Genomic DNA, 24,679 nt, shown 5'->3' on the forward strand with positions numbered 1-24,679 from the left:
CTCCCCGGAAAAAAGCCCTACTATCGGGTAGTTTCCGCACTTCGGCGCTCTTCAGGGCGGGGCACCTGACCGGATAGCGTGGACTGTCAACCCCTTTCCCCGCAGGAAGCGTGACCTCGCCGTGCGAATCGCAGTCACCGGATCCATCGCCACCGACCACCTGATGACCTTCCCCGGCCGCTTCGCCGACCAACTCGTCGCCGACCAGCTGCACACGGTCTCCCTCTCCTTCCTCGTCGACAACCTCGACGTGCGCCGGGGCGGTGTCGGCGCCAACATCGCCTTCGGTATGGGACAGCTCGGCACGGCCCCGATCCTCGTGGGCGCGGCCGGCTCCGACTTCGACGAGTACCGCGCCTGGCTGGAGCGGCACGGCGTGGACACCGACTCGGTCCGCATCTCCGAGACCCTGCACACGGCCCGCTTCGTCTGCACCACGGACGCCGACCACAACCAGATCGGCTCCTTCTACACGGGCGCCATGAGCGAGGCCCGCCTCATCGAGCTGAAGACCGTCGCCGACCGGGTGGGCGGCCTCGACCTGGTGCTCATCGGCGCGGACGACCCGGAAGGGATGATGCGCCACACCGAGGAGTGCCGCTCCCGCCAGATCCCCTTCGCGGCCGACTTCTCGCAGCAGATCGCGCGCATGGACGGCGAGGAGATCCGCCTCCTGCTGGACGGCGCCACCTACCTCTTCTCGAACGAGTACGAGAAGGGCCTCATCGAGTCGAAGACCGGCTGGACCGAGGCGGAGATCCTCGGCCGGGTCGGCCACCGCGTCACCACCCTCGGCGCGCGGGGCGTGCGCATCGAGCGGGTCGGCGAGGACCCCATCGAGGTGGGCTGCCCCGAGGAGAAGGCCAAGATCGACCCGACGGGCGTCGGCGACGCGTTCCGGGCGGGGTTCCTCTCGGGGCTGGTCTGGGGGGCCTCCCTGGAGCGTGCGGCGCAGGTCGGCTGCATGCTCGCCACGCTGGTCATCGAGACCCTGGGCACGCAGGAGTACGCCCTGGCTCGCGCCCCCTTCATGGACCGGTTCCGCAAGGCCTACGGTGACGAGGCCGCGGCCGAGGTCGAGTCCTACCTGAGCTAGACGCCGCTCAGGGGCGCGGGGAACTGCGCGACCAGCCGACGAACGGCCGCGGACGCGTCTGCTCATGCACCGAGCAGACGCGTCCGCGGCATCCGTCGTGGCCGAGCGCGCAGTTCCCCGCGCCCCCTATGCGCCCCTCCGTACCTCATAAGCGACGGCCCCGTCAGGCCCGGGCGCGGCCCCCACGTACTCGTGGCCCTGCGTAAAACACCACGCCGGGATGTCGACGGCGGCGACCTCGTCATCGGCGACGACAGTCACCGTGCCCCCGGCCCGGACCCGGCCGATCGCCCGGGCCAGCTCGATGACCGGCTGCGGGCAGGTCATGCCGACCGCGTCGACGGTGACGGCCTCCGCGTCCCCGCTCCCGCCGGCCACGGGCGCCCCGAGTCTCTCCCGCACCCCGCGCACGACGCCGGGCAGCACCTCCAGGAACCGCTCGACCTCCGCCTCCGCCACCCCGAGCGGCAGCGACACCCGTACGTTGCCCTCGCTCACCACGCCCATCGCGCGCAGCACATGGCTCGGCGTCAGCGTGCTGCTGGTGCACGACGAGCCGGAGGAGACGGAGAAACCGGCCCGGTCCAGCTCGTGCAGGACCGTCTCCCCGTCGACATAGAGACACGAGAACGTCAGCAGGTGCGGCAGCCGCCGCACCGGGTCCCCGACGACCTCCACGTCCGGTACGAGCGCGGGCACCCGCGCCCGCATCCGGTCCGTGAGCTCCCGCAGCCGCGCCGCCTCCCCGGCGGCCTCGGCCCGTACCGCCCGCAGCGAGGCGGCGGCGGCCACCACGGCCGGGATGTTCTCGAACCCCGCGGCGCGCCCGGACTCCCGCTCGTCCGCGGGCCCTTGCGGAGCGAACCGCACTCCCTTGCGCACGGCCAGCACCCCGACCCCGGCCGGACCGCCCCACTTGTGGGCGCTGCCGGCCAGCACCGACCAGCCCCGCGCCACCGGCCCCCAGGCGAGCGACTGCGCCGCGTCCACCAGCAGCGGCACGTCCGCCGCCCGGCACGCCTCGGCCACCTCCGCCACGGGCTGGACCGTGCCCACCTCGTGGTTGGCCGACTGCAGGCAGGCCAGGGCGGTGTCGGGCCGCAGGGCAGCGGCGTAGCCGTCGGGGGAGACCGCGCCCTCCCGCCCGACACCCACCTCGGTCACCGTGCCGCCGCCGCGCTCATGGGCCGCCGCCGAATGGAGGACCGCCGAGTGCTCCACCGCGGAGACCACGAGGTGCCGCCCGACACGCCGACGGCCCGCGAGCACCCCGGCGATCCCCTCGTGCACGGCGCGCGTTCCCGAGGAGGTGAAGACCAGCTCGTCCGGCCGGCACCCCACCGCCTCGGCGGCCGCCTCGCGCGCGGCGTCAAGGAGAAGCCGCGCCTTTCGTCCTTCCCGGTACAACCGGGACGGATCGGCCCACCCCTCATCGAGGGACGCCTGAAGCGCCTGCCGAGCAACGGGGTGCAGGGGAGCGGACGAAGCAACATCGAAGTAACCCACCCCCCAAAGTTAAAGCGCCCCCGAAGGGGCGCGGGGAACTGCGCGAGCAACCACTGCGAACCCGCGGTCGCCGACCAGTCGGCCGACCCGCCCCGAACGGCGCCCGGACCCCCCGTCAGAAACCCCCAACAGGCCCCGATCCCACCCTTCGGAGTGACCCGCGGCGCGTTAGGCACCCTCCCCGCGCGACCCCAAATAGCGTCCAGTAGGGTTTGGTCCGCATAAACATCCAAACCCCTGCCCGTGTGCCAGGGCGGCGAGCGACCAGCGAGACGGCCGTAGCCAACCAGCGCGGGCGAGACTCTCGGGAAGGCGCTACGTGAGTCCCAACGGCTCCGACCGCTCGTCGCGGCGCCCGATGCGGCGGAAGCTGCCGCAGGTGCTGACTGCGGGCCTGATCCTGGTAACCGCTACCGGTTGCACATACAAGGACTTCCCCCGTCTTGGTATGCCCACTCCGGTGACGGAAGAGGGCCCACGGATCCTCTCCCTCTGGCAGGGCTCGTGGGCGGCAGCGCTCGCCACGGGCGTGCTGGTGTGGGGGCTGATCCTGTGGAGTGTCATCTTCCACCGGCGTAGCCGCACCAAGATCGAGGTTCCGACGCAGACGCGGTACAACATGCCGCTCGAGGCCCTCTACACGGTCGTTCCTCTGATCATCGTGTCGGTCCTCTTCTACTTCACCGCGCGCGACGAGTCGAAGCTGCTCAAGCTCGACGACAAGCCGGCGCACACCGTCAACGTGGTCGGCTACCAGTGGAGCTGGGGCTTCAACTACGTCGAGGACGTGCCCGGTGTCAAGGGTGACGCCAAGACCTCCAAGGAGCTCTCCGCGATCCCGCAGCGCTTCAAGGACGACTTCCCGGCCAACGCCGGCGGCGTCTACGAGGTGGGTACCCCCGGCACGCGGAACCCGCAGACCGGCAACCCCGGCCCGACCCTCTGGCTCCCCAAGGGCGAGAAGGTCCGCTTCGTCCTCACTTCGCGGGACGTCATCCACTCCTTCTGGGTGGTGCCGTTCCTCATGAAGCAGGACGTCATCCCGGGCCACACCAACTCGTTCGAGGTGACCCCCAACAAGGAGGGGACCTTCCTGGGCAAGTGCGCCGAGCTGTGCGGCGTCGACCACTCCCGGATGCTCTTCAACGTGAAGGTCGTCTCTCCTGAGCGCTACGAGCAGCACCTCAAGGACCTTGCCAAGAAGGGGCAGACCGGTTACGTCCCGGCTGGCATCGCCCAGACGGAACACGAGAAGAACCGGGAGACGAACAACCTGTGAGCATCCTCAACGAACCCCAGGGTGCCGCCGCAGCTGACAACTCGTTCGAGGACGAGCTGCCCGTGCGGCCGAAGAGCCCCGGCGCGACCGTGATCAAGTGGCTGACCACCACCGACCACAAGACGATCGGCACGCTGTACCTGGTCACGTCGTTCGCGTTCTTCTGCATCGGCGGTCTGCTCGCGCTCTTCATGCGCGCCGAGCTGGCCCGTCCCGGTACGCAGATCATGTCGAACGAGCAGTTCAACCAGGCGTTCACGATGCACGGCACGATCATGCTGCTGATGTTCGCGACGCCACTGTTCGCGGGCTTCGCGAACTGGATCATGCCGCTGCAGATCGGCGCCCCCGACGTCGCGTTCCCGCGGCTGAACATGTTCGCCTACTGGCTGTACCTGTTCGGCTCGCTGATCGCGGTCGCCGGCTTCCTCACCCCGCAGGGCGCGGCCGACTTCGGCTGGTTCGCCTACAGCCCGCTCTCGGACGCCGTCCGCTCGCCGGGCATCGGCGCCGACATGTGGATCATGGGTCTGGCCTTCTCCGGCTTCGGCACGATCCTCGGCTCGGTCAACTTCATCACCACGATCATCTGCATGCGCGCGCCCGGCATGACGATGTTCCGCATGCCGATCTTCGTGTGGAACGTGCTGCTCACCGGTGTGCTGGTGCTGCTGGCCTTCCCGGTGCTCGCCGCCGCGCTGTTCGCCCTGGAGGCGGACCGCAAGTTCGGGGCGCATGTGTTCGATGCCGCGAACGGCGGCGCGTTGCTCTGGCAACACCTCTTCTGGTTCTTCGGCCATCCAGAGGTGTACATCATCGCCTTGCCCTTCTTCGGCATCATTTCCGAAGTGATCCCGGTGTTCTCGAGAAAGCCGATGTTCGGCTACTCGGGCCTCATCGGCGCGACGATCGCCATCGCCGGTCTCTCCGTGACCGTGTGGGCGCACCACATGTACGTCACCGGCGGCGTGCTGCTCCCGTTCTTCTCCTTCATGACCTTCCTGATCGCCGTACCGACAGGCGTGAAGTTCTTCAACTGGATCGGAACGATGTGGAAGGGCTCACTGTCCTTCGAGACACCGATGCTCTGGGCGATCGGCTTCCTGATCACCTTCACCTTCGGTGGTCTGACCGGCGTGATCCTGGCGGCCCCGCCGCTGGACTTCCACATCTCGGACTCGTACTTCGTGGTGGCGCACTTCCACTACGTGGTGTTCGGCACCGTCGTCTTCGCGATGTTCTCCGGCTTCCACTTCTGGTGGCCGAAGTTCACCGGCAAGATGCTCGACGAGCGGCTCGGCAAGATCACCTTCTGGACGCTGTTCTGCGGCTTCCACGGCACGTTCCTCGTGCAGCACTGGCTGGGCGTCGAGGGCATGCCGCGCCGGTACGCGGACTACCTCGCGGTCGACGGCTTCACCGCCCTGAACACGGTCTCGACGATCTCCTCGTTCGTGCTCGGCCTGTCGATCCTGCCGTTCTTCTACAACGTCTGGAAGACCGCCAAGTACGGCAAGAAGATCGAGGTCGACGACCCGTGGGGCTACGGCCGTTCGCTCGAATGGGCGACGTCCTGCCCGCCGCCGCGGCACAACTTCCTCACCCTGCCGCGCATCCGCTCGGAATCGCCGGCGTTCGACCTGCATCACCCTGAGATCGCGGCCTTGGACCAGCTGGAGAACTCCGGCCATGGTGACAAGGCGCTGGCTGGCAGCAAGGAGGCCGGCAAGTGAAGGTCCAAGGCAAGATGTTCATCTGGCTGAGCCTCTTCGTCCTGATCATGGCCGGTGTCTACGGCGTGTGGTCGAAGGAGCCGGCCGGTACGACGGCGCTCTTCCTGGCGTTCGGCCTGTGCATCATGATCGGCTACTACCTGGCCTTCACGGCCCGGCGGGTCGACACCGGTGCGCAGGACAACAAGGAAGCCGACGTCGCGGACGACGCCGGTGAGGTGGGCTTCTTCAGCCCGCACTCCTGGCAGCCGCTCTCCCTGGCCGTCGGTGGCGCGCTCGCCTTCCTGGGCGTCGTCTTCGGCTGGTGGCTGCTGTACTTCTCCGCCCCCGTGATCATGTTCGGCCTGTGGGGCTGGGTCTTCGAGTACTACCGCGGTGAGAACCAGAACCAGTAGCACCTCCCGGTTCTGACCGCACGCGCGCGAAGGGCCCGGACACTCCTGAGGGAGCGTCCGGGCCCTTCGGCGTGTCGGCCGTGCCCCGACCGGCTCATCTCACCGCGCCGGCCGCGGCGAACCTTCTTACGGTGTGCTCATGGACCACTCTCCGCGCATCCGTACGGTTCTGGGCTGCAGCCTGCTGGTGGCCGCACTCGGTGCGGGCCTCACGGCCTGCGGCAGCTCCGGCCACCCGCTCTCCGCCAAGCCCTACGACGCGGCGAGCCAGATCTCCTTCAGCGGGCCCGTGGGCGGGAAGAAGGCGGACCCGGACAAGCCCCTGGAGGTCGGCGCCCAGGGCGACGAGGGGCGCATCACCGACGTCACCGCCACGGACGCCCTCGGCCGCTACGTCGCGGGCGAACTCTCCGCCGACGGCCGCAGGTGGCACACCACCTCCCCGCTGGCCGCCGACGCCCAGTACACCGTCCGGGTCAGCACCATGGACGAGGACGGCGCCCCGGGCCGCAAGGTCCTCACCTTCGAGACCGGCGACCCCGGCAAGGAGAAGGCTCTCAAGGCCACCTTCGGCCCCGAGCACGGTACGTACGGCGTCGGCCAGCCCATCACGGCCGAGCTGAACAAGCCGGTCAAGGACGCGAAGGCCCGCGCGATCGTGGAGCGGTCCCTGAAGGTGACCTCCGAGCCGGCCGCGGAGGAGGGCTCCTGGTACTGGGTGGACAGCAAGACGCTGCACTACCGCCCGAAGGAGTACTGGCCCGCCCACGCCACCATCACGGCCCGCAGCAGCCTCCAGGGCCTCAAGGTCGGCGATGGGCTCTGGGGCGGCGAGAGCAAGCCGCTGACGCTCACCACGGGCGACCGCATCGAGGCGATCACCGACGCCGGTTCGCACTCCATGACGGTCTACCGCAACGGCAGCGCCATCAACACGATCCCGGTCACCACCGGCAAGCCGGGCTTCGACACCCGCAACGGCGTCAAGGTCGTGCTGGGCAAGGAGTACTACGTACGTATGCGCGGGACGAGCATCGGCATCGCCGCGGGCTCGTCCGACTCCTACGACCTGCCGGTGTACTACGCGACCCGCGTCACCTGGAGCGGCGAGTACGTGCACGCCGCGCCCTGGTCGACCGGCTCCCAGGGGTACGCCAACGTCAGCCACGGCTGCACCGGCATGAGCACCGGCAACGCCGCCTGGTTCTTCAAGACCGTGCGCGAGGGCGACATCGTCAAGGTGATCAACAGCTCCGGCGCCGAGATGGACCCGTTCGGCAACGGGTTCGGCGACTGGAACGTCAGCTGGAAGAAGTGGGGCGAGGGCAGCGCCCTGTCCGCCACCGCCACCGGCACGCCCGACCCGGTCACCCGGGCGCGGCTGAGCCCGGAGGTCTGAGCCCCCGGGCCCGGTTCTGCCGGATGTGAGACTTCCGACTCCCGGGCGCCGGCGGCGTCCGGGAGTCGCCGGGCGGATGCCCCGCGGTCAGGCGCCGACGGTCTGCCGGGAGCGGAGCAGGGAGGCCAGCGCGGCCGGGAAGTCGACCGGGTCGACCGGCAGCGTCACCGCCGCGTCCGCGCGGCTCCAGGTGGCCAGCCAGGCGTCCTGGGGGCGGCCGATCAGCAGCAGCACCGGCGGGCAGCGGAAGACCTCGTCCTTGATCTGCCGGCACACGCCCATGCCGCCCGCGGGGACCGCCTCGCCGTCCAGGACGACGACGTCGATGCCGCCGCGGTCCAGCTCCGTGAGGACCGCGGGCAGGGTCGCGCACTCCAGGAACCGGACCTCGGGCGCGTCCGACGCGGGCCTGCGGCCGGTCGCCAGGCGGACCTGCTCCCGCGTGCTGGCGTCGTCGCTGTAGACCAGAACCGTCGCGGTCGACTGCATCGTTCCTCCGGGGCGTTGTCAGTCTGGGGCGTCTTGCGGTGTCCTCGGCGCGGAGCCTACTCCTCCCGACACCCCGTCAACACCGGTTCGCACAGCCCTCCGATGGGCCATATGGGCTGGACACACCCCCCAGACACTCCGAACGGCACCCCCCGGAGTGAGGGCGAGATAAGCGACCGACATAATGTCGGTCGTGGCGACAGCAACGACAGTAGAAACCGGGCACGCGCACCCGTCGGTCAATCGACCGAACCTCACCAGCGTCGGAACCATCATCTGGCTGAGTTCCGAGCTGATGTTCTTCGCGGCCCTCTTCGCGATGTACTTCACCCTGCGATCGGTGACGGGACCGGATCACTGGAAGGAAATGGCGTCCAGCCTGAACCTTCCGTTCTCGGCGACGAACACCACCATCCTGGTGCTCTCCTCACTCACCTGCCAGCTCGGCGTCTTCGCCGCCGAGCGCGGTGACGTGAAGAAGCTCAGAATGTGGTTCATCGTCACCTTCATCATGGGTGCGATCTTCATCGGCGGTCAGGTCTTCGAGTACACCGAACTGGTCAAGAAGGACGGGCTCTCGCTCTCCTCCGACCCGTACGGCTCGGTGTTCTACCTGACCACCGGCTTCCACGGCATGCACGTGACAGGCGGGCTCATCGCCTTCCTGTTCGTCCTCGGCAGGACGTACGCGGCCCGGAGGTTCACCCACGAGCAGGCGACCGCCGCCATCGTCGTGTCCTACTACTGGCACTTCGTCGACGTCGTCTGGATCGGCCTCTTCGCCACGATCTACCTGATCAAGTAGTCCGAAGATCACAGCATCGGGCGCAGAACCCGACACATTCCCGCAGCACCGACGCAGAAGATCCTGACACCGGGGTAATCCGTGAAAAAGCTCTCCGCACGACGACGCCATCCGCTGGCGGCGGTCGTCGTCCTACTCCTCGCGCTGGCGGCCACCGGGGGGCTGTACGCCGCGTTCGCGCCCGCGAGCAAGGCGCAGGCCGATGAAACCGCCCAGTCCCTCGCCATCGACGAGGGCAAGAAGCTCTACTCCGTCGGCTGCGCCAGCTGCCACGGAACCGGCGGTCAGGGCACCACTGACGGCCCGAGCCTGGTGGGCGTCGGCTCTGCCGCCGTCGACTTCCAGGTCGGCACGGGCCGCATGCCGGCCCAGCAGCCGGGCGCTCAGGTCCCGAAGAAGAAGGTCATCTACTCGCAGGCCGAGATCGACCAGCTCGCGGCGTACATCGCCTCGCTGGGCGCCGGTCCGGTCGCGCCGACCTCGAAGGACTACAACCCGGAAGGCGCGGACATCGCCAAGGGTGGCGAGCTGTTCCGCACCAACTGCGCGCAGTGCCACAACTTCACCGGTGAAGGCGGCGCGCTGACGCACGGCAAGTTCGCGCCGAACCTCGGGGACGTCGCGCCCAAGCACATCTACGAGGCCATGCAGACCGGCCCGCAGAACATGCCGTCCTTCCCGGACACGACGATGACCAAGCAGAACAAGAAGGACATCATCGCGTACCTCGACGCGGTCAACGGCGACAAGACGGAGAGCCCCGGCGGCCTCAAGCTGGGCGGGCTCGGCCCGGTCAGCGAGGGTCTGTTCGCCTGGATCTTCGGTCTCGGCGCCCTCATCGCCGTCGCCATCTGGGTCGCCGCTCGGACCGCAAAGGCCAAGAAGTCATGAGTAGCCAAGACATTCCAGAAGAGAACCTGCCCTCCGAGCAGGAGACCGGGCACGGCGCGGTCGAGGGGACGGACAACCCGTTCGCCGACCCGGGGCTGCCCGCGCACGAGCACCGGATCCAGGACATCGAGGAGCGGGCCGCCAAGCGGTCCGAGCGCGTCGTGGCGATGCTGTTCACGATCTCGATGCTGGCCACGGTCGCGTTCATCGCCTCGTACGTCGCCATCGGCGTCGACAAGAGCATCTACGTCTTCCCGATCGGGCACATCAGCGCGCTCAACTTCGCGCTCGGCGTGACCCTGGGCGTGGCCCTGTTCTGCATCGGCGCGGGCGCGGTCCACTGGGCCCGCACCCTGATGTCCGACGTCGAGGTCGCCGCCGAGCGTCACCCGATCGAGGCCGAGCCCGAGGTCCGGGCCAAGGTCCTGTCGGACTTCGCCGACGGTGCGCGCGAGTCGCAGTTCGGCCGGCGCAAGCTGATCCGCAACACGCTCTTCGGCGCGCTGGCCCTGGTGCCCCTCTCCGGCGTGGTGCTCCTGCGCGACCTCGGGCCGCTGCCCGAGAAGAAGCTGCGCACCACGGCCTGGAAGAAGGGCCTCAAGCTCGTCAACATGAACACGAACGAGCCGCTGCGTGCCTCGGACATCGCGGTCGGTTCGCTCACCTTCGCCAAGCCCGAGGGCGTGGAGGAGCACGACGAGGACTTCCAGCAGGTCATGGGCAAGGCCGCGCTGATGCTGGTCCGGATCCAGCCGGAGAACATCAAGGACAAGCGCGAGCTCGAGTGGTCCCACGAGGGCGTCGTCGCGTACTCGAAGATCTGCACCCACGTGGGCTGCCCGATCTCCCTGTACGAGCAGCAGACGCACCACGTGCTGTGCCCCTGCCACCAGTCCACCTTCGACCTCTCCGACGGTGCGCGGGTGATCTTCGGCCCCGCCGGTCACGCACTGCCGCAGCTGCACATCGATGTCGATGACGAGGGCTTCCTCGTGGCGCAGGGCGACTTCGCTGAGCCCGTCGGTCCTGCCTTCTGGGAGCGCGGATGAGTACTACGACCAGCAACGAGGCGCCCTCTCGCGAGAAGGCGCCGGCCGGCGAGCGCGTCGCCGACTGGGCCGACGGCCGTCTGGGGATCTACTCCCTGGCCAAGTCCAACATGCGCAAGATCTTCCCGGACCACTGGTCCTTCATGCTCGGTGAGATCTGCCTGTACAGCTTCATCATCATCATCCTCACGGGTGTGTACCTGACGCTGTTCTTCCACCCGTCCATGAACGAGGTGACGTACAACGGCAGCTACACCCCCCTGCAGGGGCAGCTGATGTCGGAGGCGTTCAACTCGACCATGCACATCTCCTTCGATGTGCGCGGTGGTCTGCTGATCCGGCAGATCCACCACTGGGCGGCGCTGATCTTCCTCGCCGGCATGTTCGTGCACATGATGCGCGTGTTCTTCACGGGTGCGTTCCGCAAGCCGCGTGAGGTCAACTGGCTGTTCGGCTTCCTGCTGTTCGTCCTGGGCATGTTCACCGGCTTCACCGGTTACTCGCTCCCGGACGACCTGCTCTCCGGCACCGGTGTCCGCTTCATGGAGGGCGCGGTCCTGTCCGTGCCGATCGTCGGCACGTACCTGTCGTTCTTCCTCTTCGGCGGCGAGTTCCCGGGCGGCGACTTCGTCGCGCGGTTCTACTCGGTCCACATCCTGCTGCTGCCGGGCATCATGCTCGGCCTGCTGGTGGCCCACCTGATCCTGGTCTTCTACCACAAGCACACGCAGTTCGCGGGTGCCGGCAAGACCGAGAAGAACGTCGTCGGCATGCCGCTGCTGCCGGTCTACATGGCCAAGGCGGGTGGCTTCTTCTTCCTCGTCTTCGGTGTCATCGCGGTCGTCGCGGCCATCGCCTCGATCAACCCGATCTGGGCCATCGGCCCGTACCGCATCGACCAGGTCTCCACCGGCGCGCAGCCCGACTGGTACATGGGCTTCTCCGAGGGCCTGATCCGTACGATGCCGGGCTGGGAGATCAACCTCTGGGGCCACACGCTGGTCCTGGGCGTCTTCGTGCCGCTGGTGATCTTCCCGCTGGTCCTGGTCGCGATCGCGGTCTACCCGTTCATCGAGTCCTGGGTCACCGGCGACAAGCGCGAGCACCACATCCTGGACCGCCCGCGCAACGTGCCGACGCGTACCGCGTTCGGTGCCGCGTGGATCTCCTGGTACTTCGTCCTGCTCGTCGGTGGTGGCAACGACCTCTGGGCCACGCACTTCCACCTGTCGATCAACGCGATCACCTGGTTCGTCCGGGTCGGCTTCTTCGTCGTGCCGGTCCTCGTCTTCATCGCCACCAAGCGGATCTGCCTCGGCCTCCAGCGCCGGGACAAGGACAAGGTGCTGCACGGACGCGAGTCCGGCATCATCAAGCGTCTGCCGCACGGTGAGTTCATCGAGGTCCACGAGCCGCTCGGCGCCGAGGCGCTGCACACGCTCACCGCGCACGAGCAGTACAAGCCCGTCGAGATCGGCCCCTCGGTCGACGAGAACGGCGTCGAGCGCAAGACGTCGCGCCTGCAGAAGACGCGCGCCAAGCTCTCGAAGGGCTTCTACGGGGAGAACAACCAGATCCCCAAGCCCACCGCCGAGGAGTACAAGGAGATCACCAGCGGCCACGGCCACCACTGATCCCTGAACTGTCCGCCACGGCAGGAGCCCTCGTCCAGGCACTGGACGGGGGCTCTTTGCCGTCCGCGGCGCTGGATAAGGTGGGTGGCGATCCGGGTGGGCGATCCGACCCCCATGACACCGAGCAGGAGCGGCCATGAGCGCTTTGAACCCCGCTGGAGGCGACACCGCGGCGGTCCGTTCCTGGCCCACCGTGCTGAACGGCCTGCTGGAGGGGCGGGACCAGAGCGCCGACGACACCGCGTGGGCGATGGACCGCATCATGACCGGCGAGGCGACCGACGCCCAGATCGCCGCCTTCGTGGTCGCCCTGCGCGCCAAGGGCGAGACCGTCCAGGAGATCACCGGCCTGGTCCGCGGGATGTACGAGCACGCCAACACCATCGAGGTGCCCGGCGCGACCGTCGACATCGTCGGGACGGGCGGGGACGGCGCCAAGACCGTCAACATCTCCACCATGTCCGCCATCGTCATCGCGGGGGCGGGCGCCAAGGTCGTCAAGCACGGCAACCGCGCCGCCTCCTCCGCCTCCGGCTCATCGGACGTCCTGGAGAAGCTGGGCGTCAACCTCGACCTGCCGCCCGCCCGCGTCCCCCAGGTCGCGGAGGAGGCGGGGATCACCTTCTGCTTCGCGATCAAGTTCCACCCGGCCCTGCGGTACGCGGGTGCGGCCCGCGGCCAGATCGGCATCCGCACCGTCTTCAACCTGCTCGGCCCGCTGACCAACCCGGCCCGGGTACGGGCGCAGGCGGTCGGGGTCGCCGACCCGCGGATGGCGCCCGTGGTGGCCGGCGTCTTCGCGGAGCGCGGGAACTCCTCGCTGGTCTTCCGGGGCGACGACGGGCTCGACGAGCTGACCATCACCGGCACCTCCCGGGTCTGGGTCGTGCGCGACGGCTCGGTGCGCGAGGAGGTCTTCGATCCCCGGGAGGTGGGCATCGAGACCGTCGGGATCGAGGCGCTGCGCGGCGGGGACCCGTCGTTCAACGCCGAGGTCGCCCGGCGGCTGCTCGACGGGGAGCGGGGCCCGGTCCGCGACGCCGTCCTGCTGAACTCGGCCGCCGCGCTCGTCGCCGTCCGCCCCGGGCCCGGGGCGCTGGCCGACCAGATCCGGGCCGGGATGGACCGGGCCGCCGAGTCGATCGACTCCGGCGCGGCCAAGGCGGCCCTGGAGCGCTGGGTGGCCGCCAGCAACCGCTGACCGCTCGCGCGGTGTGACGCAGGGCGCGGTCCGGATGTCTCAGGAACTGGACCGCGCCCTTGCCGTATCCGCAAGGTGTGGCAGGATTCTCTCCAAGGTCATGAGTGACAGCGATCGAGGCCCCAGCCCGCTGTCCGGCAACCCTCCGTCCGTGGCGGGGTGCCCTGGGTGAAGACCAGGCCGTACGCAGCAAGGCGTATGGCAAGCGCGGACCCCTCGCAACCCTGGGGTCCTGGTCCTCAAGGGAGCAGTCTCGTGAGCAAGCGAATGCGATAGGGCGTCTCGGCCCCGCCTCCGCCTACCCGTTTCCTCTTCTCTCCCATGCCGTCGAGCCCTGTTCCGCACTGCTCGGACGTGGTTCCGGCATGGTCGATTCGCTTACCTCGCCAGGGAGTTCAGCCATGTCCGTTTCCGTCGAAGCCGCCGCCTGTACCCGGACCGCCGCCCCGCTGCCGGTGCTCGGCCGCGACGTGACCGTGCCGCTCGTCACCGGCGGCGAGGTCACCTACGCCGCCCTCGACTACGCCGCCAGCGCACCGGCCCTCCAGCGGGTGTGGGACGACGTCGCCGCCTACGCGCCCTACTACGGCAGCGTCCACCGCGGAGCCGGGTACCTCTCGCAGCTGTCGACCGACCTGTTCGAGACCTCCCGGGCCACCGTCGCCGCGTTCCTCGGCTGCCGCGCGGACGACCAGCTCGTCTTCACCCGCTCCACCACCGACTCGCTCAACCTGCTCGCCGCCGCGCTCCCCGCCGGCTGCCAGGTCTTCGTCTTCGAGACCGAGCACCACGCGTCCCTGCTGCCCTGGCGCGACGCCGAGGTGACGTACCTGAACGCGCCCCGCACCCCCGCCGAGGCCGTCGCCACCCTGGAGCGGGCCCTCGCCGGCCGCGACCCCCACGGGCCCGCCCTCGTCTGCGTCACCGGCGCCTCGAACGTCACCGGCGAGCTGTGGCCGGTGCGGGAGCTGGCGGCCGCCGCGCACGCGCACGGCGCCCGCATCGTGCTCGACGCCGCGCAGCTCGCCCCCCACCACCCGGTCTCCGTGCAGGAACTGGACGTGGACTGGATCGCCTTCTCCGGGCACAAGCTGTACGCGCCCTTCGGGTCCGGGGTGCTCGCCGGCCGCGCCGACTGGCTGCGCGCCGCCGAGCCCTACCTCGCCGGTGGCGGCGCCTCCCGCAAGGTCGCCCGCCGCGCCGACGGCGGGGTGGACGTGGAGTGGCACGACAGCGCCGCCCGGCACGAGGCCGGTTCGCCGAACGTCATCGGCGTCTACTCCATCGCCTCCGCCTGCAAGGCCCTCACCGAGGCGGGCTTCGACGCCCTCGTCGCCCGCGAGCAGCACCTGATCCGCACGGTGCGCGCGGGCCTCGCCGAGGTGCCCGAGGTCAAGGTGCTCTCCCTGTTCGGGGACGACGCCCCGCGTGTCGGCGTCCTGTCGTTCGTCGTCGAGGGCTGGAACTCCTCGCACTTCGCCGCCGCGCTCTCCGCCGAGTACGGCATCGGCGTGCGGGACGGCCTGTTCTGCGCCCACCCGCTGGTGCGGACGCTGCTCGGCTCCGACCCCGGCACCCAGGGCGAGTGCGGGGCGCCCGAGGCGGCGCCGGGGGAGAAGTCGCTGAACGCGATCCGGGTGAGCTTCGGGGCGGGGACGCCCGACGAGCACGTCGAGCGGTTCGTCGGGGCCGTGAAGGAACTGGTCCGGCACGGCGCCAAGTGGACCTACCGCACCGAAGAAGGCCGCTGCGTCCCGGCCCCGTAAGGGGCGCGGGGGGCGGGGGGGGGCGCCCCCCCCCCCCCCCCCCCGGGGGGGGGGGGGGGGGGGGGGGGCCCTGCCCCCCGCGCCCCTGGCGGGGCTAGCCATCCAGGCCGATGGAGAAGGCGGCCTCCAGGTCATGCTGGGAGTACGTGCGGAAGGCGACATGCGTGTCGGTGCCCTCGACCCCCTGGATCTTGCTGATCCGCCCGGGAATGACATCCGCGAGATCGTCATGCCGGGCCACCCGGACCATGGCGATCAAGTCATACGTACCGGTGACGGAGAAGACCTCGCTGACGCTGTCGAGCGCCGCGATCGACTCCGCGATCTCGGGGATCCGGTCCACGCTGGTCTTGATGAGCACGATCGCGGTGATCACGGCTGGCTGTCTCCCTCGGTGGCCGTGGCTGGGGCTGCCCTCACCTTAGCCCGGGACCTGTACCGCACCCACGCCCACAGGAACCCGACCGAGAAGCCGACCAGGTGCGCGAGGTAGGCGACCCCGGGCCCCTGGCTGTCCTGGCCGGCCGCCGCCCATTGCAGCGCCACCCAGAACGGCAGCACCACCCAGGCGGGGAAGCGCAGCGGCAGGAAGAGGAGGAAGGGGAAGACGCTCGTCACCCGCGCGTCGGGGAAGAGGTAGAGGAACGCGCCGAGCACCGCCGAGATCGCTCCCGAGGCGCCGACCAGGGTCTGTTCGGAGCCGGCGTGGGCGATCGCGTAGCCGAGGAGCGCCAGGTACCCGCTGATCAGATAGAAGAGCGCGTACGCCAGGTGCCCCATGCGTTCCTCGACCATCGCCCCGAAGACGTACAGGAAGAGCATGTTGCCGAGCAGGTGGATCCAGCTGCCGTGCACGAACAGGGCTGTGGCCGGGGTGAGGGCGGCGCGGGGGGATCCGGTGAAGAGTTCGGCGGGCAGGACGCCCCAGCGTTCGAAGTAGGCGCTCTGCGCGGTGAGGAGGTGGTCGCCCGTGCCGTACGACGGGTTGAGCCCGGAGGAGGGGGAGAGGACGAAGGTCACGCAGCAGAGAGCGATGATCGCGTACGTGACCGGAGCCGGATGTCCCCGGAGGAATGCGGTCACTCTGCCGATCGCGTGGCGTCCGTTGCCGATCATGGGGACGAGCATGACGCACGGCGGGGAGCGGGCGGCGTACGGCAGGCCGTAGGGTTACAGGCAATAAAGCACGCACCACGTACCACGGAAAGCGCACGCGCCGAGGGCCGTGCGCGAAGGAAGAGGCGACAGTCCGATGACGGTTCCCCTGCCGACCGCCACCACCCGCTGGCGCTGCACGCTCTGCGGCAATCTCACGCGGTTCGACGTGACCCGCTCCTCGAAGGTCGTCGAGTACGTCCACCTCGACCTGGCCGGTGAGCCGGAGGTCGAGGAGCGGACCGTGGTCAGTGAGACCATCGAGTCCGTGCGCTGCCGCTGGTGCAACGCGGTGGACCAGGTGGAACTCGTCGACAGGCCGGGCGCCGACTCCTGAGGAGCGGCCCCTCAGCGACTTTGGGGTGACGGATGGTGGAGAGCACAGGCGGGGAGGCCGGGCACGCCGACGAGGCCGCCGCCGCCGAGGTGCTCGACCGGCCGTTGCCCGAAGGCGTGCGGCGGCGGGTCGTGCAGATCGTCTCGGACGGCTTCGGCGGCCTGACCGTCGGTGAACTGCCGCCGCAGCTGCGGCAGTACGCGCGGTTCACCCCGACCCGCCGGCTGAAGTTCGCCGGGAACGCGATGGCGGCCGCCGTGGAGAGCGAGCCGCTGTTCCGGCAGCGGATCGCGGAGCGGTTCCGCGAGGTGCAGCCCGAGCTGACCGCGGCGCTCGACGCCGGGTCGCCGCCGCCCGCCGCCGACCCGCTGGACGTGGCCGCGGCCGCGTACGTGCTGCGGCCCGTGGGCTGGGTGAAGCTGGTTGCCGCCGCCGGCGAGGAGGCCCAGCGGGCCGACGCCGAGCGGGCCGACGAGGAGACCCGGGCCGAACTGCGCTCGCTGCGCGAACGGCTCGCCGAGGCGCAGGCCCACACCAAGACCGAGACGGAACGGTTGCGCGCCGAACTCGACGCCGCGAAGCGCGAGACCGACGCCGTGCACCGCAAGCTGCGCGCGGCCCTCAGCGACGTCAAGCGCGGCGAGGCCGCCGTGCGCAAGGCGCGGGCCGAGGCCGACGCCCTGCGCACCGAGGGCCAGGCCCAGGTGTCGGCCGCGGAGAGCGAGACGCGGCGGCTCAAGGCGCGGCTCGGCGAGGCCGAGGCGGCCCTGGAGGCCTCGCGCCGGGCGGCCCGGGAGGGCCGCAGTGTCGAGGACATGCGGGTGCGGCTGCTGCTCGACACCGTCCTGGACGCCGCCCAGGGGCTGCGCAGGGAGCTGGCGCTGCCGCCGGTCTCCGCCCGCCCCGCCGACTCCGTGGACGCCGTGGAGCCGGGCCGGATGACGCCCAAGGACATCGCGGCGCGCGCCCTGCACGAGCACGACCCCGCCATCCTCGACCAGTTGCTCGCGCTGCCCCAGGCCCATCTCGTGGTCGACGGCTACAACGTGACCAAGACCGGTTATCCGACGATGCCGCTGGAGAAGCAGCGGCTGCGGCTGCTCGGTTCGCTCTCCCAGCTCGCCGCGCAGACCGGCGCCGAGGTGACCTGTGTCTTCGACGGGGCCGAGCTGGCCGCGCCGGTGCTGCTCGCGCCGCCGCGCGGGGTCAGGGTGCTCTTCTCCAAGGCCGGTGTCACCGCTGACGAACTGATTCGCCAGCTGGTGCGCGCGGAACCGTCGGGCCGGCCGGTGATCGTGGTGTCGACGGACCGCGAGGTCGCCGACGGCGTCGCGAAGGCGGGCGCGCGTCCGGTCGCCTCCGTCATGCTGCTGAAGCGGCTCTCGCACGGTTGAGCCCACCCCGTCACGTACGCCGCATACGCCGCATCCGCAAGGTCCGTTCCGTATGACCGAATTGGCGGAACCTTCCTGCAACGTACGGTCAAACGACCATTACCGCACGTGAGTTGTGAGCAAAGAAACCTGTTGGCGACCGAGATTTTTCCCGTCAGGATTTGAACTGATCACAAGAACATCACTAGGGTCAGGCCTCGAACCTCCGCTCGGGTGATCACTCACATGAGGTGAGTGACGGTGGAGGGGCACCGCCCACCGGGTGTTTGCGTGGGCGGCTGGAGGAAGAAGGAGCTCGCCTTCGTGGCGTCCCACCGTCGACCCAAGCAGCCGAGCCGCACCCGCGTGACCGTGCTCACCGCGACCGCCGCCGCTGCCGTGGCCCTCTCCGCGCAGGCGGCCAACGCCGCCCCGAAGCCCGACAAGAGCGAGGTCAAGGCCAAGGTCGACAAGCTCTACGAAGAGGCGGAGAAGGCCACCGACCTCTACAACGGGGCCAAGGAGAAGCAGCAGAAGCTCGAGAAGGAGATCGGCGACCTCCAGGACAAGGTCGCCCGCGGCCAGGAGGACCTCAACGAGCTGCGCACGGGCCTCGGTTCGCTCGCCAGCCAGCAGTACCGCTCCGGCGGCATCGACCCCTCCGTCCAGCTCTTCCTCTCCGCCGACCCGGACGACTACCTCGACAAGGCGTCCACGATCGACTCGCTCAGCGCCCAGCAGCTGCAGTCGCTCAAGAAGGTCCAGGACAAGCAGCGCACCCTCGCCCAGGAGCGCGCCGAGGCCTCCGAGAAGCTCAAGGACCTCGCCGACACCCGCACCGAGCTCGGCAAGAAGAAGAAGGAAGTCCAGAGCAAGCTGGGCTCCGCGCAGAAGCTGCTCAACACCCTGACCGCCGCCGAGCGCCAGAAGATGGCCGACGCCGAGACCCGCGCCAGCCGCGGCTCCGCCGGCCGCGTCGACCTCGGCAACGAGGCGCCCGCCTCCAAGTTCGGCGGGGCAGCGCTCAGCGCCGCCGCCACCCAGCTCGGCAAGGCGTACGTCTCCGGCGGCACCGGCCCCAACTCCTACGACTGCTCGGGCCTCACGCAGTGGGCGTACGGACAGGCCGGGGTCGGCATCACCCGGACCACGTACACCCAGCAGAACGACGGCACCAAGATCGGCATGAGCCAGCTCAAGCCCGGTGACCTCGTCTTCTTCAACAGCCTCGCGCACGTCGGCATCTACGCGGGCAACGGCCAGGTGCTGCACGCCCCGCACCCCGGCGCCGTCGTCCGCTACGAGTCGATGAGCACGATCGGTTCGTTCCAGTTCGGCGTCCGTATCTGACCCCCGCACCCGCGGCCCGACGCGTCCCGGAGAACGAGCCCGTTCGGGCGAATTCCGACTCCGCTCGCTGACCCCACGCCCCGCCCATGACCTGCGTCAGAGGCGGGGCTTCGTGGTGTGCGCGCCCCGAACGGTCGTTGGCCAGGCGGTGGCCGCGCGGCTACTGTCGGCGCGCATTCCCCGATCACGGGGGTCGTCAGCGCTCGTCAGCGCTCTGCCAGCGGAAGGGAAGCGGCTGCCTGTGGGGTCCCATCGCCGCACCGCGCTCCCCGGTCTCTCGGATCTCGACCGGAACGCCCGTGCCACCGTCCTGACCGTCGCCGCCGTCGCCTCGGCCGCCGCCGCCCTCGGCGCGGCCCCCGCGGGCGCCGCGCCGCAGGACGATCCGGCCGACACCAAGGCGGCCGTGGACCGGCTGTACGAGCAGGCGGAGACCGCCACCGAGGCGTTCAACAAGGCCGACGAGCGCACCGACCGGCTCCGCGCCGACCTCGCCGCGTCCCAGGACCAGGTGGCCCGGGGCCAGGAGCGGATCAACACGATGCGCCGGGCGCTCGGCATGGTGGCCGGCGCCCAGTACCGCTCCGGCGGCCTCGACCCCTCGCTCGCCCTGATGTTCTCCTCCGACCCGGCCGCCTACCTCGACCGGGCCAGCGCCCTCGACCGGATCGGCGCCCGGCAGGCCGGGGAGCTCTCCGAACTGCGGACCGCGCAGCGGGAGCTGGCGCAGGAGCGCGCCGAGGCCCAGCGCAAACTGGCGCAGCTGGACAAGAGCCGCAAGGCCGTCGCCCGGCACAAGCGCACCGTCGAGGCGAAGCTGTCGAAGGCCAGGCGGCTGCTCAACTCGCTGCCGGACGGCGACCGTGCCGCCTACGAGCGGGCCTCGCGCGGCGACGAGCGCCCCGACCTGGCGGGCGCGGGGCCCGCCTCGTCGGCCCGCGCGGCCGCCGCCCTGGCCGCCGCCCAGTCGGCGCTCGGCAAGCCCTACGTCTGGGGCGCCAACGGCCCCTCCGGCTTCGACTGTTCGGGCCTCATGCAGTGGTCGTACGGGCAGGCCGGGGTCGGTCTGCCGCGCACCTCTCAGGCCCAGCGGTACGCGGGCCGGCAGGTGCCGCTCTCCCAGGCCCGCCCCGGCGACCTCGTCGCGTACGGGTCCGACGCCCACCACATCGGCATCTACGCCGGCAACGGCCAGGTCATCCACGCGCCGTACCCCGGCGCCCCGGTGCGCTACGACCCGGTCGGCATGATGCCGGTCTCCTCCGTGACCCGGGTCTGAGCCCGCCCGCCCGGGACGCCGTACGATCGGGAGGATGGCTGGTCGACGGCGTGCGGTGGGCAGGGCGGGGTGCCTCGTGGCAGCCGGCGCCCTGCTGGCAGGCGTGGCCGGGTGCGGGGCGGACGCGCCCCGGACGGACGCGCGTTCGGCCGCCGTGCAGGACGTGCTGGACCGACGGGCGCGGGCCGTGCTCGGCAAGGACGCCGCCGCGTACCGGGCGACCGGGGGCGCGGACCCGTACCTGCTCCTCGACCTCGCGGCGGTGCCGCTGGACTCCTGGGCGTACCACCTGACCCGGCTCGACGGCTCAGGCTCCCGGGTCCGCGCCGCGGCCGAGCTGCGGTACCGCGTCGACGGGTACGACACGGCGCCGGTCGTCGCCGAGCGGACCCTGACGCTGCTGCGCGAGGACGGCCGCTGGCGGGTGGTGGACGACGAACCGGCCGCGAAGTCGGGCGAGCAGCTGTGGGAACAGGGCCGGATCACGGCGGTGAAGGGCGCGCACAGCCTCGTGCTCGGTGTGGGGCAGCAGCGGTCGGTGCTGGCGTCGTACGCCGACATCGCCGACCGGGCGGTCCCCGCGGTGACGGACGCCTGGGGGCGGCGCTGGGCGCGCCGCGTCGTCGTCCTCGTCCCCGAGTCGCTGGACGGGATGGGCGAGCTGCTCGGCTCGCCGGCCGCGAGCTACCGCGGGATCGCCGCCGTCACGACCGGGGAGGCGGGCGGGTCGGGCTCGGCGCCCGCGGACCGGGTGATCATCAACCCGGAGGCGTACGGGGTCCTCGGCGACCTCGGCAAGCAGGTCGTGCTCACCCACGAGACCGCGCACGTGGCCACCCGCGCGGTGACCACACCGGCCACGCCGCTGTGGCTGTCGGAGGGGTACGCGGACTGGACGGGGTACCGCGGGACGGGCCGCACCGCCGCGGAGGCCGCGCCCGAGCTGCGGCGGGCCGTGCGCGAGGGGACGCCGCCGGCCACGCTGCCCGAGGACGCGGACTTCGGGTTCAGCGGCGACTCCGGCAAGCTCGCGCGGGCGTACGAGAGCGGCTGGCTGGCCTGCCGGATGATCGCGGAGCGGTGGGGCGAGGCGAAGCTCAACGCCTTCTACGCGGCGGTCGGCGAACACCAGCGGCGGGCCGGGGCGGTGGAGGGGGCGCTGCACAAGGTCCTCGGGATCGGGGAGGACGACTTCGCGGCGAAGTGGCGGGCGTACGTCCGCAGCGAGCTGGGAGACGGGTCCTAGCCACGGGCCGGGAGGCCGTCCGTCCCCGTTCAGGAGGAGCTGGCCGCTCCGCTCAGCCCGGAGCGCTCCACGTGCGGGGGCGCCGGAACCCGCGCGGCGCGGCCGGAGCCGGTCACCGTCGAGCGCCAGAGCCGGCGGCAGGCGCTGAGCGTCGCGGCGACCAGGAGACCGTTGCGGACCACAAGGAGCGTCAGCCCGAGGGTGTCGCTGGCGACCACGTGCGAGAACCACAGCGGGAACTCCAGGAACGTCACGAACGTCGCCGCGAGCACCAGCCAGACCGGCAGCGTCATCCGGCTGTCCCGGAACAGCAGGCACACGGCCGCAAGACCGACGAGCCACAGCATGTACTGCGGGCTGATCACCCGGCTCGTCGTGGTGAACAGCAGCACCGCCGTCAGGCCTGCGTCGGCCGGCGTCCCCTCACCCCAGGTACGCGCCCGCAGCCGCCACAGCACCAGCCAGCCGAGGGCGAGCCCGGTCAGCCCCTGCGCGAGGACGCTGACCAGGGGCACGGCGGGGCCGAGGAACTCGACGGACCCGTAGTTCAGCTGCACCGTGCCCGACCAGCCGAACCGCCGCGCCACGTGGAAGACCAGCGCGCCCAGCGACTCGACCTCCGTGCCGCGGTCGCGCTGGAAGGTCAGGAAGGCGAACGCGCCCGGCATCGCGACGGCGCAGGTGAGCGCGAGCCCGCCGGCCGTCAGCACCGCGGCGCCCCACGCCTCCCGGGTCGCCCGGCCGCGCCGCGCCCCGACGAGCAGCAGCGCGGGCCACACCTTGAGCATCGCGCCGAGCGCGGCCAGCACCCCGGCGGCCCTCGGGTGCCGGGCCGCCGCCAGCAGCGCGGCGACCGCGACGGCGGTCACCATCACGTCGTAGCGGGCGTACACCGTCTGCCCCAGCAGCGGCAGGCCGGCCACCCAGACCCAGACGCCGCGCCGCGCCATGCCCCGGCGGTCGGCGTACAGCAGCATCAGGAAGACGGCCGCGTCCGCCAGGAACGCCAGCAGGAAGAAGGCCGAGGCGTACGACAGGAAGGGGAGCAGCGCGGGGGAGAGGATCGCGACCGCCGCCGCCGGGGGGTACTGCCACGTGACGTCGTCCAGCGGAAACGTTCCGGTACGCAGGACGTCGAACCAGCCCTGGTAGATCACGGAGACGTCGCTGGTGACGTCCGGGCCCGGGACGACGACGACCTTGAAGACGCACAGCAACAGCAGTGCCCTGGTCAACGCCCAGATGACGAGGAGTGCTGCCGGATTTCGCGTCTTCATTCGAACCATCATGCCCGGCGGACCGGTGTGGCCGCCACGGACCGAGGCGGCGTGGCGGTCCCGGTGCGGCGGGTTCGGTACTGTCAGCGGCGATGCACACGACGAACAAGACGCTGGTCGTCACCAACGACTTCCCGCCCAGGCCCGGCGGCATCCAGGCGTTCCTGCACAACATGGCGCTGCGTCTGGACCCCGACCGGCTCGTGGTCTACGCCTCCACCTGGAAGCGCGGCAGGGAAGGCGCGGAGGCGACCGCCGCCTTCGACGCGGAGCAGCCGTTCACCGTCGTACGCGACCGCACGACGATGCTGCTGCCGACGCCGGGCGTGACCCGGCGCGCGGTGGGCCTCCTGAAGGAGCACGGCTGTACGTCGGTCTGGTTCGGGGCGGCCGCGCCGCTCGGCCTGATGGCGCCCGCGCTGCGCCGGGCGGGGGCGCGGCGGCTTGTCGCCACGACCCACGGGCACGAGGCCGGCTGGGCCCAGCTCCCGGGCGCCCGGAGCCTGTTGCGCCGGATCGGCGAGTCGACGGACACGATCACCTACCTCGGCGAGTACACCCGCGAGCGGATCGCGGCGGCGCTCACGCCGGCGGCGGCCGCGCGGATGGTCCAACTCCCGCCCGGGGTCGACGAGAAGACGTTCCACCCCGGCTCCGGCGGCGACGAGGTGCGGGCCCGGCTGGGGCTGACGGAGCGTCCGGTCGTGGTGTGCGTGTCGCGCCTGGTGCCGCGCAAGGGCCAGGACACGCTGATCCTCGCGATGCCGCGGATCCTGGCGGCCGTGCCGGACACGGTGCTGCTGGTCGTCGGCGGCGGCCCGTACGGCAAGGAGCTGCGGGCGCTGGCGGAGGAGACCGGGGTCGCGGACTCCGTGCGGTTCACCGGGGCGGTGCCGTGGGAGGAGCTGCCCGCGCACTACGGGGCCGGTGACGTGTTCGCCATGCCGTGCCGGACGCGGCGCGGGGGGCTGGACGTGGAAGGGCTCGGGATCGTCTACCTGGAGGCGTCGGCCACGGGGTTGCCGGTCGTGGCGGGGGACTCCGGCGGGGCGCCGGACGCGGTCCTGGACGGGGAGACCGGGTGGGTCGTGCGCGGGGGTGCGCCCGAGGAGGCGGCCGACCGGATCGTGGCGTTGTTGGGGGACCCGGAGCTGCGGCGCCGGATGGGTGAGCGTGGCCGCGCGTGGGTCGAGGAGCGGTGGCGGTGGGATCTCCTCGCGGAGCGGTTGCGGGGGTTGTTGTAGCGCAGCGCCCGTCGGGGTGCGGGGTGGGTTGTCTCGCGGCCGCGGGCCGGTGGGGCTTCTCGCGCAGTTCCCCGCGCCCCTGAAGCATGCGGCTCGTCTCAGCTTCTGCCTGAAGCACGCGGCTTCGCCGCCGCAGGTCCTCCGAAGCACGCGGCTTCGCCGGAGCTCCTCCGAA

The 24,679-nt window shown here is 70.9% G+C and carries 22 protein-coding genes and 1 riboswitch; of the genes, 17 read left to right on the forward strand and 5 right to left on the reverse strand.

The features are described 5' to 3' along the window. Positions 1–121: 121 nt before the first annotated feature. Positions 122–1,096, forward strand: a complete 975-nt coding sequence (locus ACIBW6_RS24125) for a carbohydrate kinase family protein (protein WP_399062873.1) — start codon at positions 122–124, stop codon at positions 1,094–1,096. A gap of 126 nt (positions 1,097–1,222) precedes the next feature. Here the strand turns inward: ACIBW6_RS24125 and ACIBW6_RS24130 are convergent, their stop codons facing one another. Then, complete coding sequence (locus ACIBW6_RS24130; RefSeq protein WP_399062874.1) at positions 1,223–2,602, reverse strand: cysteine desulfurase/sulfurtransferase TusA family protein; 1,380 nt, start codon at positions 2,600–2,602, stop codon at positions 1,223–1,225. Between the two features lie 319 nt (positions 2,603–2,921). Between ACIBW6_RS24130 and coxB the strand changes: the two genes are divergently transcribed. From coxB to ACIBW6_RS24150, 4 genes are all read left to right on the forward strand, one after another. Beyond that, entirely contained in the window at positions 2,922–3,881 is a 960-nt protein-coding gene (coxB, locus tag ACIBW6_RS24135; protein ID WP_399062876.1) for a cytochrome c oxidase subunit II, read from the forward strand. Further along, entirely contained in the window at positions 3,878–5,614 is a 1,737-nt protein-coding gene (gene ctaD, locus ACIBW6_RS24140; RefSeq protein WP_399062878.1) for a cytochrome c oxidase subunit I, read from the forward strand. The genes coxB and ctaD overlap by 4 nt, the downstream gene beginning before the upstream one ends. Then, complete coding sequence (locus tag ACIBW6_RS24145) at positions 5,611–6,009, forward strand: cytochrome c oxidase subunit 4 (RefSeq protein ID WP_356495588.1); 399 nt, start codon at positions 5,611–5,613, stop codon at positions 6,007–6,009. Before ctaD ends, ACIBW6_RS24145 begins: the two co-directional genes overlap by 4 nt. 139 nt (positions 6,010–6,148) lie before the next feature. Beyond that, positions 6,149–7,408, forward strand: coding sequence for an Ig-like domain-containing protein (locus ACIBW6_RS24150; protein ID WP_399062881.1), 1,260 nt, complete (start codon positions 6,149–6,151; stop codon positions 7,406–7,408). Between the two features lie 87 nt (positions 7,409–7,495). On the opposite strand, the gene ACIBW6_RS24155 is transcribed toward ACIBW6_RS24150, so the two are convergent. Continuing rightward, a complete protein-coding gene (locus ACIBW6_RS24155; RefSeq protein WP_399062883.1) occupies positions 7,496–7,897 on the reverse strand; it encodes a hypothetical protein in 402 nt (133 codons plus the stop codon). Positions 7,898–8,081: 184 nt separating this feature from the next. Here ACIBW6_RS24155 and ACIBW6_RS24160 point away from each other — a divergent pair, with 184 nt between their 5' ends. From ACIBW6_RS24160 to ACIBW6_RS24185, 6 genes are all read left to right on the forward strand, one after another. Further along, positions 8,082–8,702, forward strand: a complete 621-nt coding sequence (locus ACIBW6_RS24160; RefSeq protein WP_356495591.1) for a heme-copper oxidase subunit III — start codon at positions 8,082–8,084, stop codon at positions 8,700–8,702. Between the two features lie 81 nt (positions 8,703–8,783). After that, the gene (locus ACIBW6_RS24165) at positions 8,784–9,593 is read left to right on the forward strand and encodes a c-type cytochrome (RefSeq protein WP_399062885.1); all 810 of its coding nucleotides are present in this window, start codon (positions 8,784–8,786) and stop codon (positions 9,591–9,593) included. Beyond that, the gene (locus tag ACIBW6_RS24170; RefSeq protein ID WP_399062890.1) at positions 9,590–10,642 is read left to right on the forward strand and encodes a Rieske 2Fe-2S domain-containing protein; all 1,053 of its coding nucleotides are present in this window, start codon (positions 9,590–9,592) and stop codon (positions 10,640–10,642) included. The genes ACIBW6_RS24165 and ACIBW6_RS24170 overlap by 4 nt, the downstream gene beginning before the upstream one ends. Continuing rightward, positions 10,639–12,276 (forward strand): cytochrome bc complex cytochrome b subunit, encoded by a 1,638-nt coding sequence (locus ACIBW6_RS24175; RefSeq protein WP_399062892.1) that lies wholly within the window; start codon positions 10,639–10,641, stop codon positions 12,274–12,276. Before ACIBW6_RS24170 ends, ACIBW6_RS24175 begins: the two co-directional genes overlap by 4 nt. A 136-nt stretch (positions 12,277–12,412) precedes the next feature. Further along, complete coding sequence (gene trpD, locus ACIBW6_RS24180; protein WP_399062894.1) at positions 12,413–13,477, forward strand: anthranilate phosphoribosyltransferase; 1,065 nt, start codon at positions 12,413–12,415, stop codon at positions 13,475–13,477. 96 nt (positions 13,478–13,573) lie between these two features. Next, a riboswitch (SAM riboswitch) is annotated at positions 13,574–13,691 on the forward strand. Positions 13,692–13,878: 187 nt separating this feature from the next. Beyond that, complete coding sequence (locus ACIBW6_RS24185) at positions 13,879–15,243, forward strand: aminotransferase class V-fold PLP-dependent enzyme (RefSeq protein WP_399062896.1); 1,365 nt, start codon at positions 13,879–13,881, stop codon at positions 15,241–15,243. A 94-nt stretch (positions 15,244–15,337) separates the two neighbouring features. On the opposite strand, the gene ACIBW6_RS24190 is transcribed toward ACIBW6_RS24185, so the two are convergent. Together ACIBW6_RS24190 and ACIBW6_RS24195 are read right to left on the reverse strand one after the other, a co-directional pair. Next, a complete protein-coding gene (locus ACIBW6_RS24190) occupies positions 15,338–15,619 on the reverse strand; it encodes an Lrp/AsnC ligand binding domain-containing protein (protein ID WP_356495228.1) in 282 nt (93 codons plus the stop codon). After that, positions 15,616–16,359, reverse strand: coding sequence for a rhomboid family intramembrane serine protease (locus tag ACIBW6_RS24195; protein WP_399062898.1), 744 nt, complete (start codon positions 16,357–16,359; stop codon positions 15,616–15,618). Before ACIBW6_RS24195 ends, ACIBW6_RS24190 begins: the two co-directional genes overlap by 4 nt. A 136-nt stretch (positions 16,360–16,495) precedes the next feature. Between ACIBW6_RS24195 and ACIBW6_RS24200 the strand changes: the two genes are divergently transcribed. From ACIBW6_RS24200 to ACIBW6_RS24220, 5 genes are all read left to right on the forward strand, one after another. Beyond that, entirely contained in the window at positions 16,496–16,735 is a 240-nt protein-coding gene (locus ACIBW6_RS24200; RefSeq protein ID WP_399062899.1) for a hypothetical protein, read from the forward strand. Between the two features lie 32 nt (positions 16,736–16,767). Next, on the forward strand, positions 16,768–18,129 hold the full coding sequence (locus tag ACIBW6_RS24205; protein ID WP_399062901.1) for an NYN domain-containing protein: 1,362 nt from the start codon (positions 16,768–16,770) through the stop codon (positions 18,127–18,129). A 303-nt stretch (positions 18,130–18,432) separates the two neighbouring features. Further along, complete coding sequence (locus ACIBW6_RS24210; RefSeq protein WP_399062904.1) at positions 18,433–19,458, forward strand: NlpC/P60 family protein; 1,026 nt, start codon at positions 18,433–18,435, stop codon at positions 19,456–19,458. Positions 19,459–19,699: 241 nt separating this feature from the next. Then, positions 19,700–20,737, forward strand: a complete 1,038-nt coding sequence (locus tag ACIBW6_RS24215) for an NlpC/P60 family protein (protein WP_399062906.1) — start codon at positions 19,700–19,702, stop codon at positions 20,735–20,737. A gap of 34 nt (positions 20,738–20,771) precedes the next feature. Next, positions 20,772–21,983: a hypothetical protein gene (locus ACIBW6_RS24220; RefSeq protein ID WP_399062908.1), complete on the forward strand. Its 1,212-nt coding sequence runs from the start codon at positions 20,772–20,774 to the stop codon at positions 21,981–21,983. 29 nt (positions 21,984–22,012) lie between these two features. Here ACIBW6_RS24220 and ACIBW6_RS24225 read toward each other — a convergent pair whose 3' ends face one another. Next, positions 22,013–23,260 (reverse strand): glycosyltransferase 87 family protein, encoded by a 1,248-nt coding sequence (locus tag ACIBW6_RS24225; protein ID WP_399062910.1) that lies wholly within the window; start codon positions 23,258–23,260, stop codon positions 22,013–22,015. Between the two features lie 92 nt (positions 23,261–23,352). Here ACIBW6_RS24225 and ACIBW6_RS24230 point away from each other — a divergent pair, with 92 nt between their 5' ends. Then, positions 23,353–24,504, forward strand: coding sequence for a glycosyltransferase family 4 protein (locus ACIBW6_RS24230; RefSeq protein WP_399062912.1), 1,152 nt, complete (start codon positions 23,353–23,355; stop codon positions 24,502–24,504). Positions 24,505–24,679 lie beyond the last annotated feature (175 nt).

This window comes from Streptomyces sp. NPDC049813 (assembly GCF_044465085.1).
Lineage (GTDB): Bacteria > Actinomycetota > Actinomycetes > Streptomycetales > Streptomycetaceae > Streptomyces.

Excerpts from the sequence above, each read along its gene's own strand:
- ACIBW6_RS24150 (WP_399062881.1), top strand. The coding sequence starts at position 6,149 with ATGGACCACTCTCCGCGCATCCGTACGGTTCTGGGCTGCAGCCTGCTG.
- ACIBW6_RS24155 (WP_399062883.1), bottom strand. The coding sequence starts at position 7,897 with ATGCAGTCGACCGCGACGGTTCTGGTCTACAGCGACGACGCCAGCACG.
- ACIBW6_RS24160 (WP_356495591.1), top strand. The coding sequence starts at position 8,082 with ATGTCGGTCGTGGCGACAGCAACGACAGTAGAAACCGGGCACGCGCAC.
- ACIBW6_RS24170 (WP_399062890.1), top strand. The coding sequence starts at position 9,590 with ATGAGTAGCCAAGACATTCCAGAAGAGAACCTGCCCTCCGAGCAGGAG.
- ACIBW6_RS24175 (WP_399062892.1), top strand. The coding sequence starts at position 10,639 with ATGAGTACTACGACCAGCAACGAGGCGCCCTCTCGCGAGAAGGCGCCG.
- trpD (WP_399062894.1), top strand. The coding sequence starts at position 12,413 with ATGAGCGCTTTGAACCCCGCTGGAGGCGACACCGCGGCGGTCCGTTCC.
- ACIBW6_RS24185 (WP_399062896.1), top strand. The coding sequence starts at position 13,879 with ATGTCCGTTTCCGTCGAAGCCGCCGCCTGTACCCGGACCGCCGCCCCG.
- ACIBW6_RS24195 (WP_399062898.1), bottom strand. The coding sequence starts at position 16,359 with ATGATCGGCAACGGACGCCACGCGATCGGCAGAGTGACCGCATTCCTC.
- ACIBW6_RS24200 (WP_399062899.1), top strand. The coding sequence starts at position 16,496 with ATGACGGTTCCCCTGCCGACCGCCACCACCCGCTGGCGCTGCACGCTC.
- ACIBW6_RS24205 (WP_399062901.1), top strand. The coding sequence starts at position 16,768 with ATGGTGGAGAGCACAGGCGGGGAGGCCGGGCACGCCGACGAGGCCGCC.
- ACIBW6_RS24220 (WP_399062908.1), top strand. The coding sequence starts at position 20,772 with ATGGCTGGTCGACGGCGTGCGGTGGGCAGGGCGGGGTGCCTCGTGGCA.
- ACIBW6_RS24225 (WP_399062910.1), bottom strand. The coding sequence starts at position 23,260 with ATGAAGACGCGAAATCCGGCAGCACTCCTCGTCATCTGGGCGTTGACC.
- ACIBW6_RS24230 (WP_399062912.1), top strand. The coding sequence starts at position 23,353 with ATGCACACGACGAACAAGACGCTGGTCGTCACCAACGACTTCCCGCCC.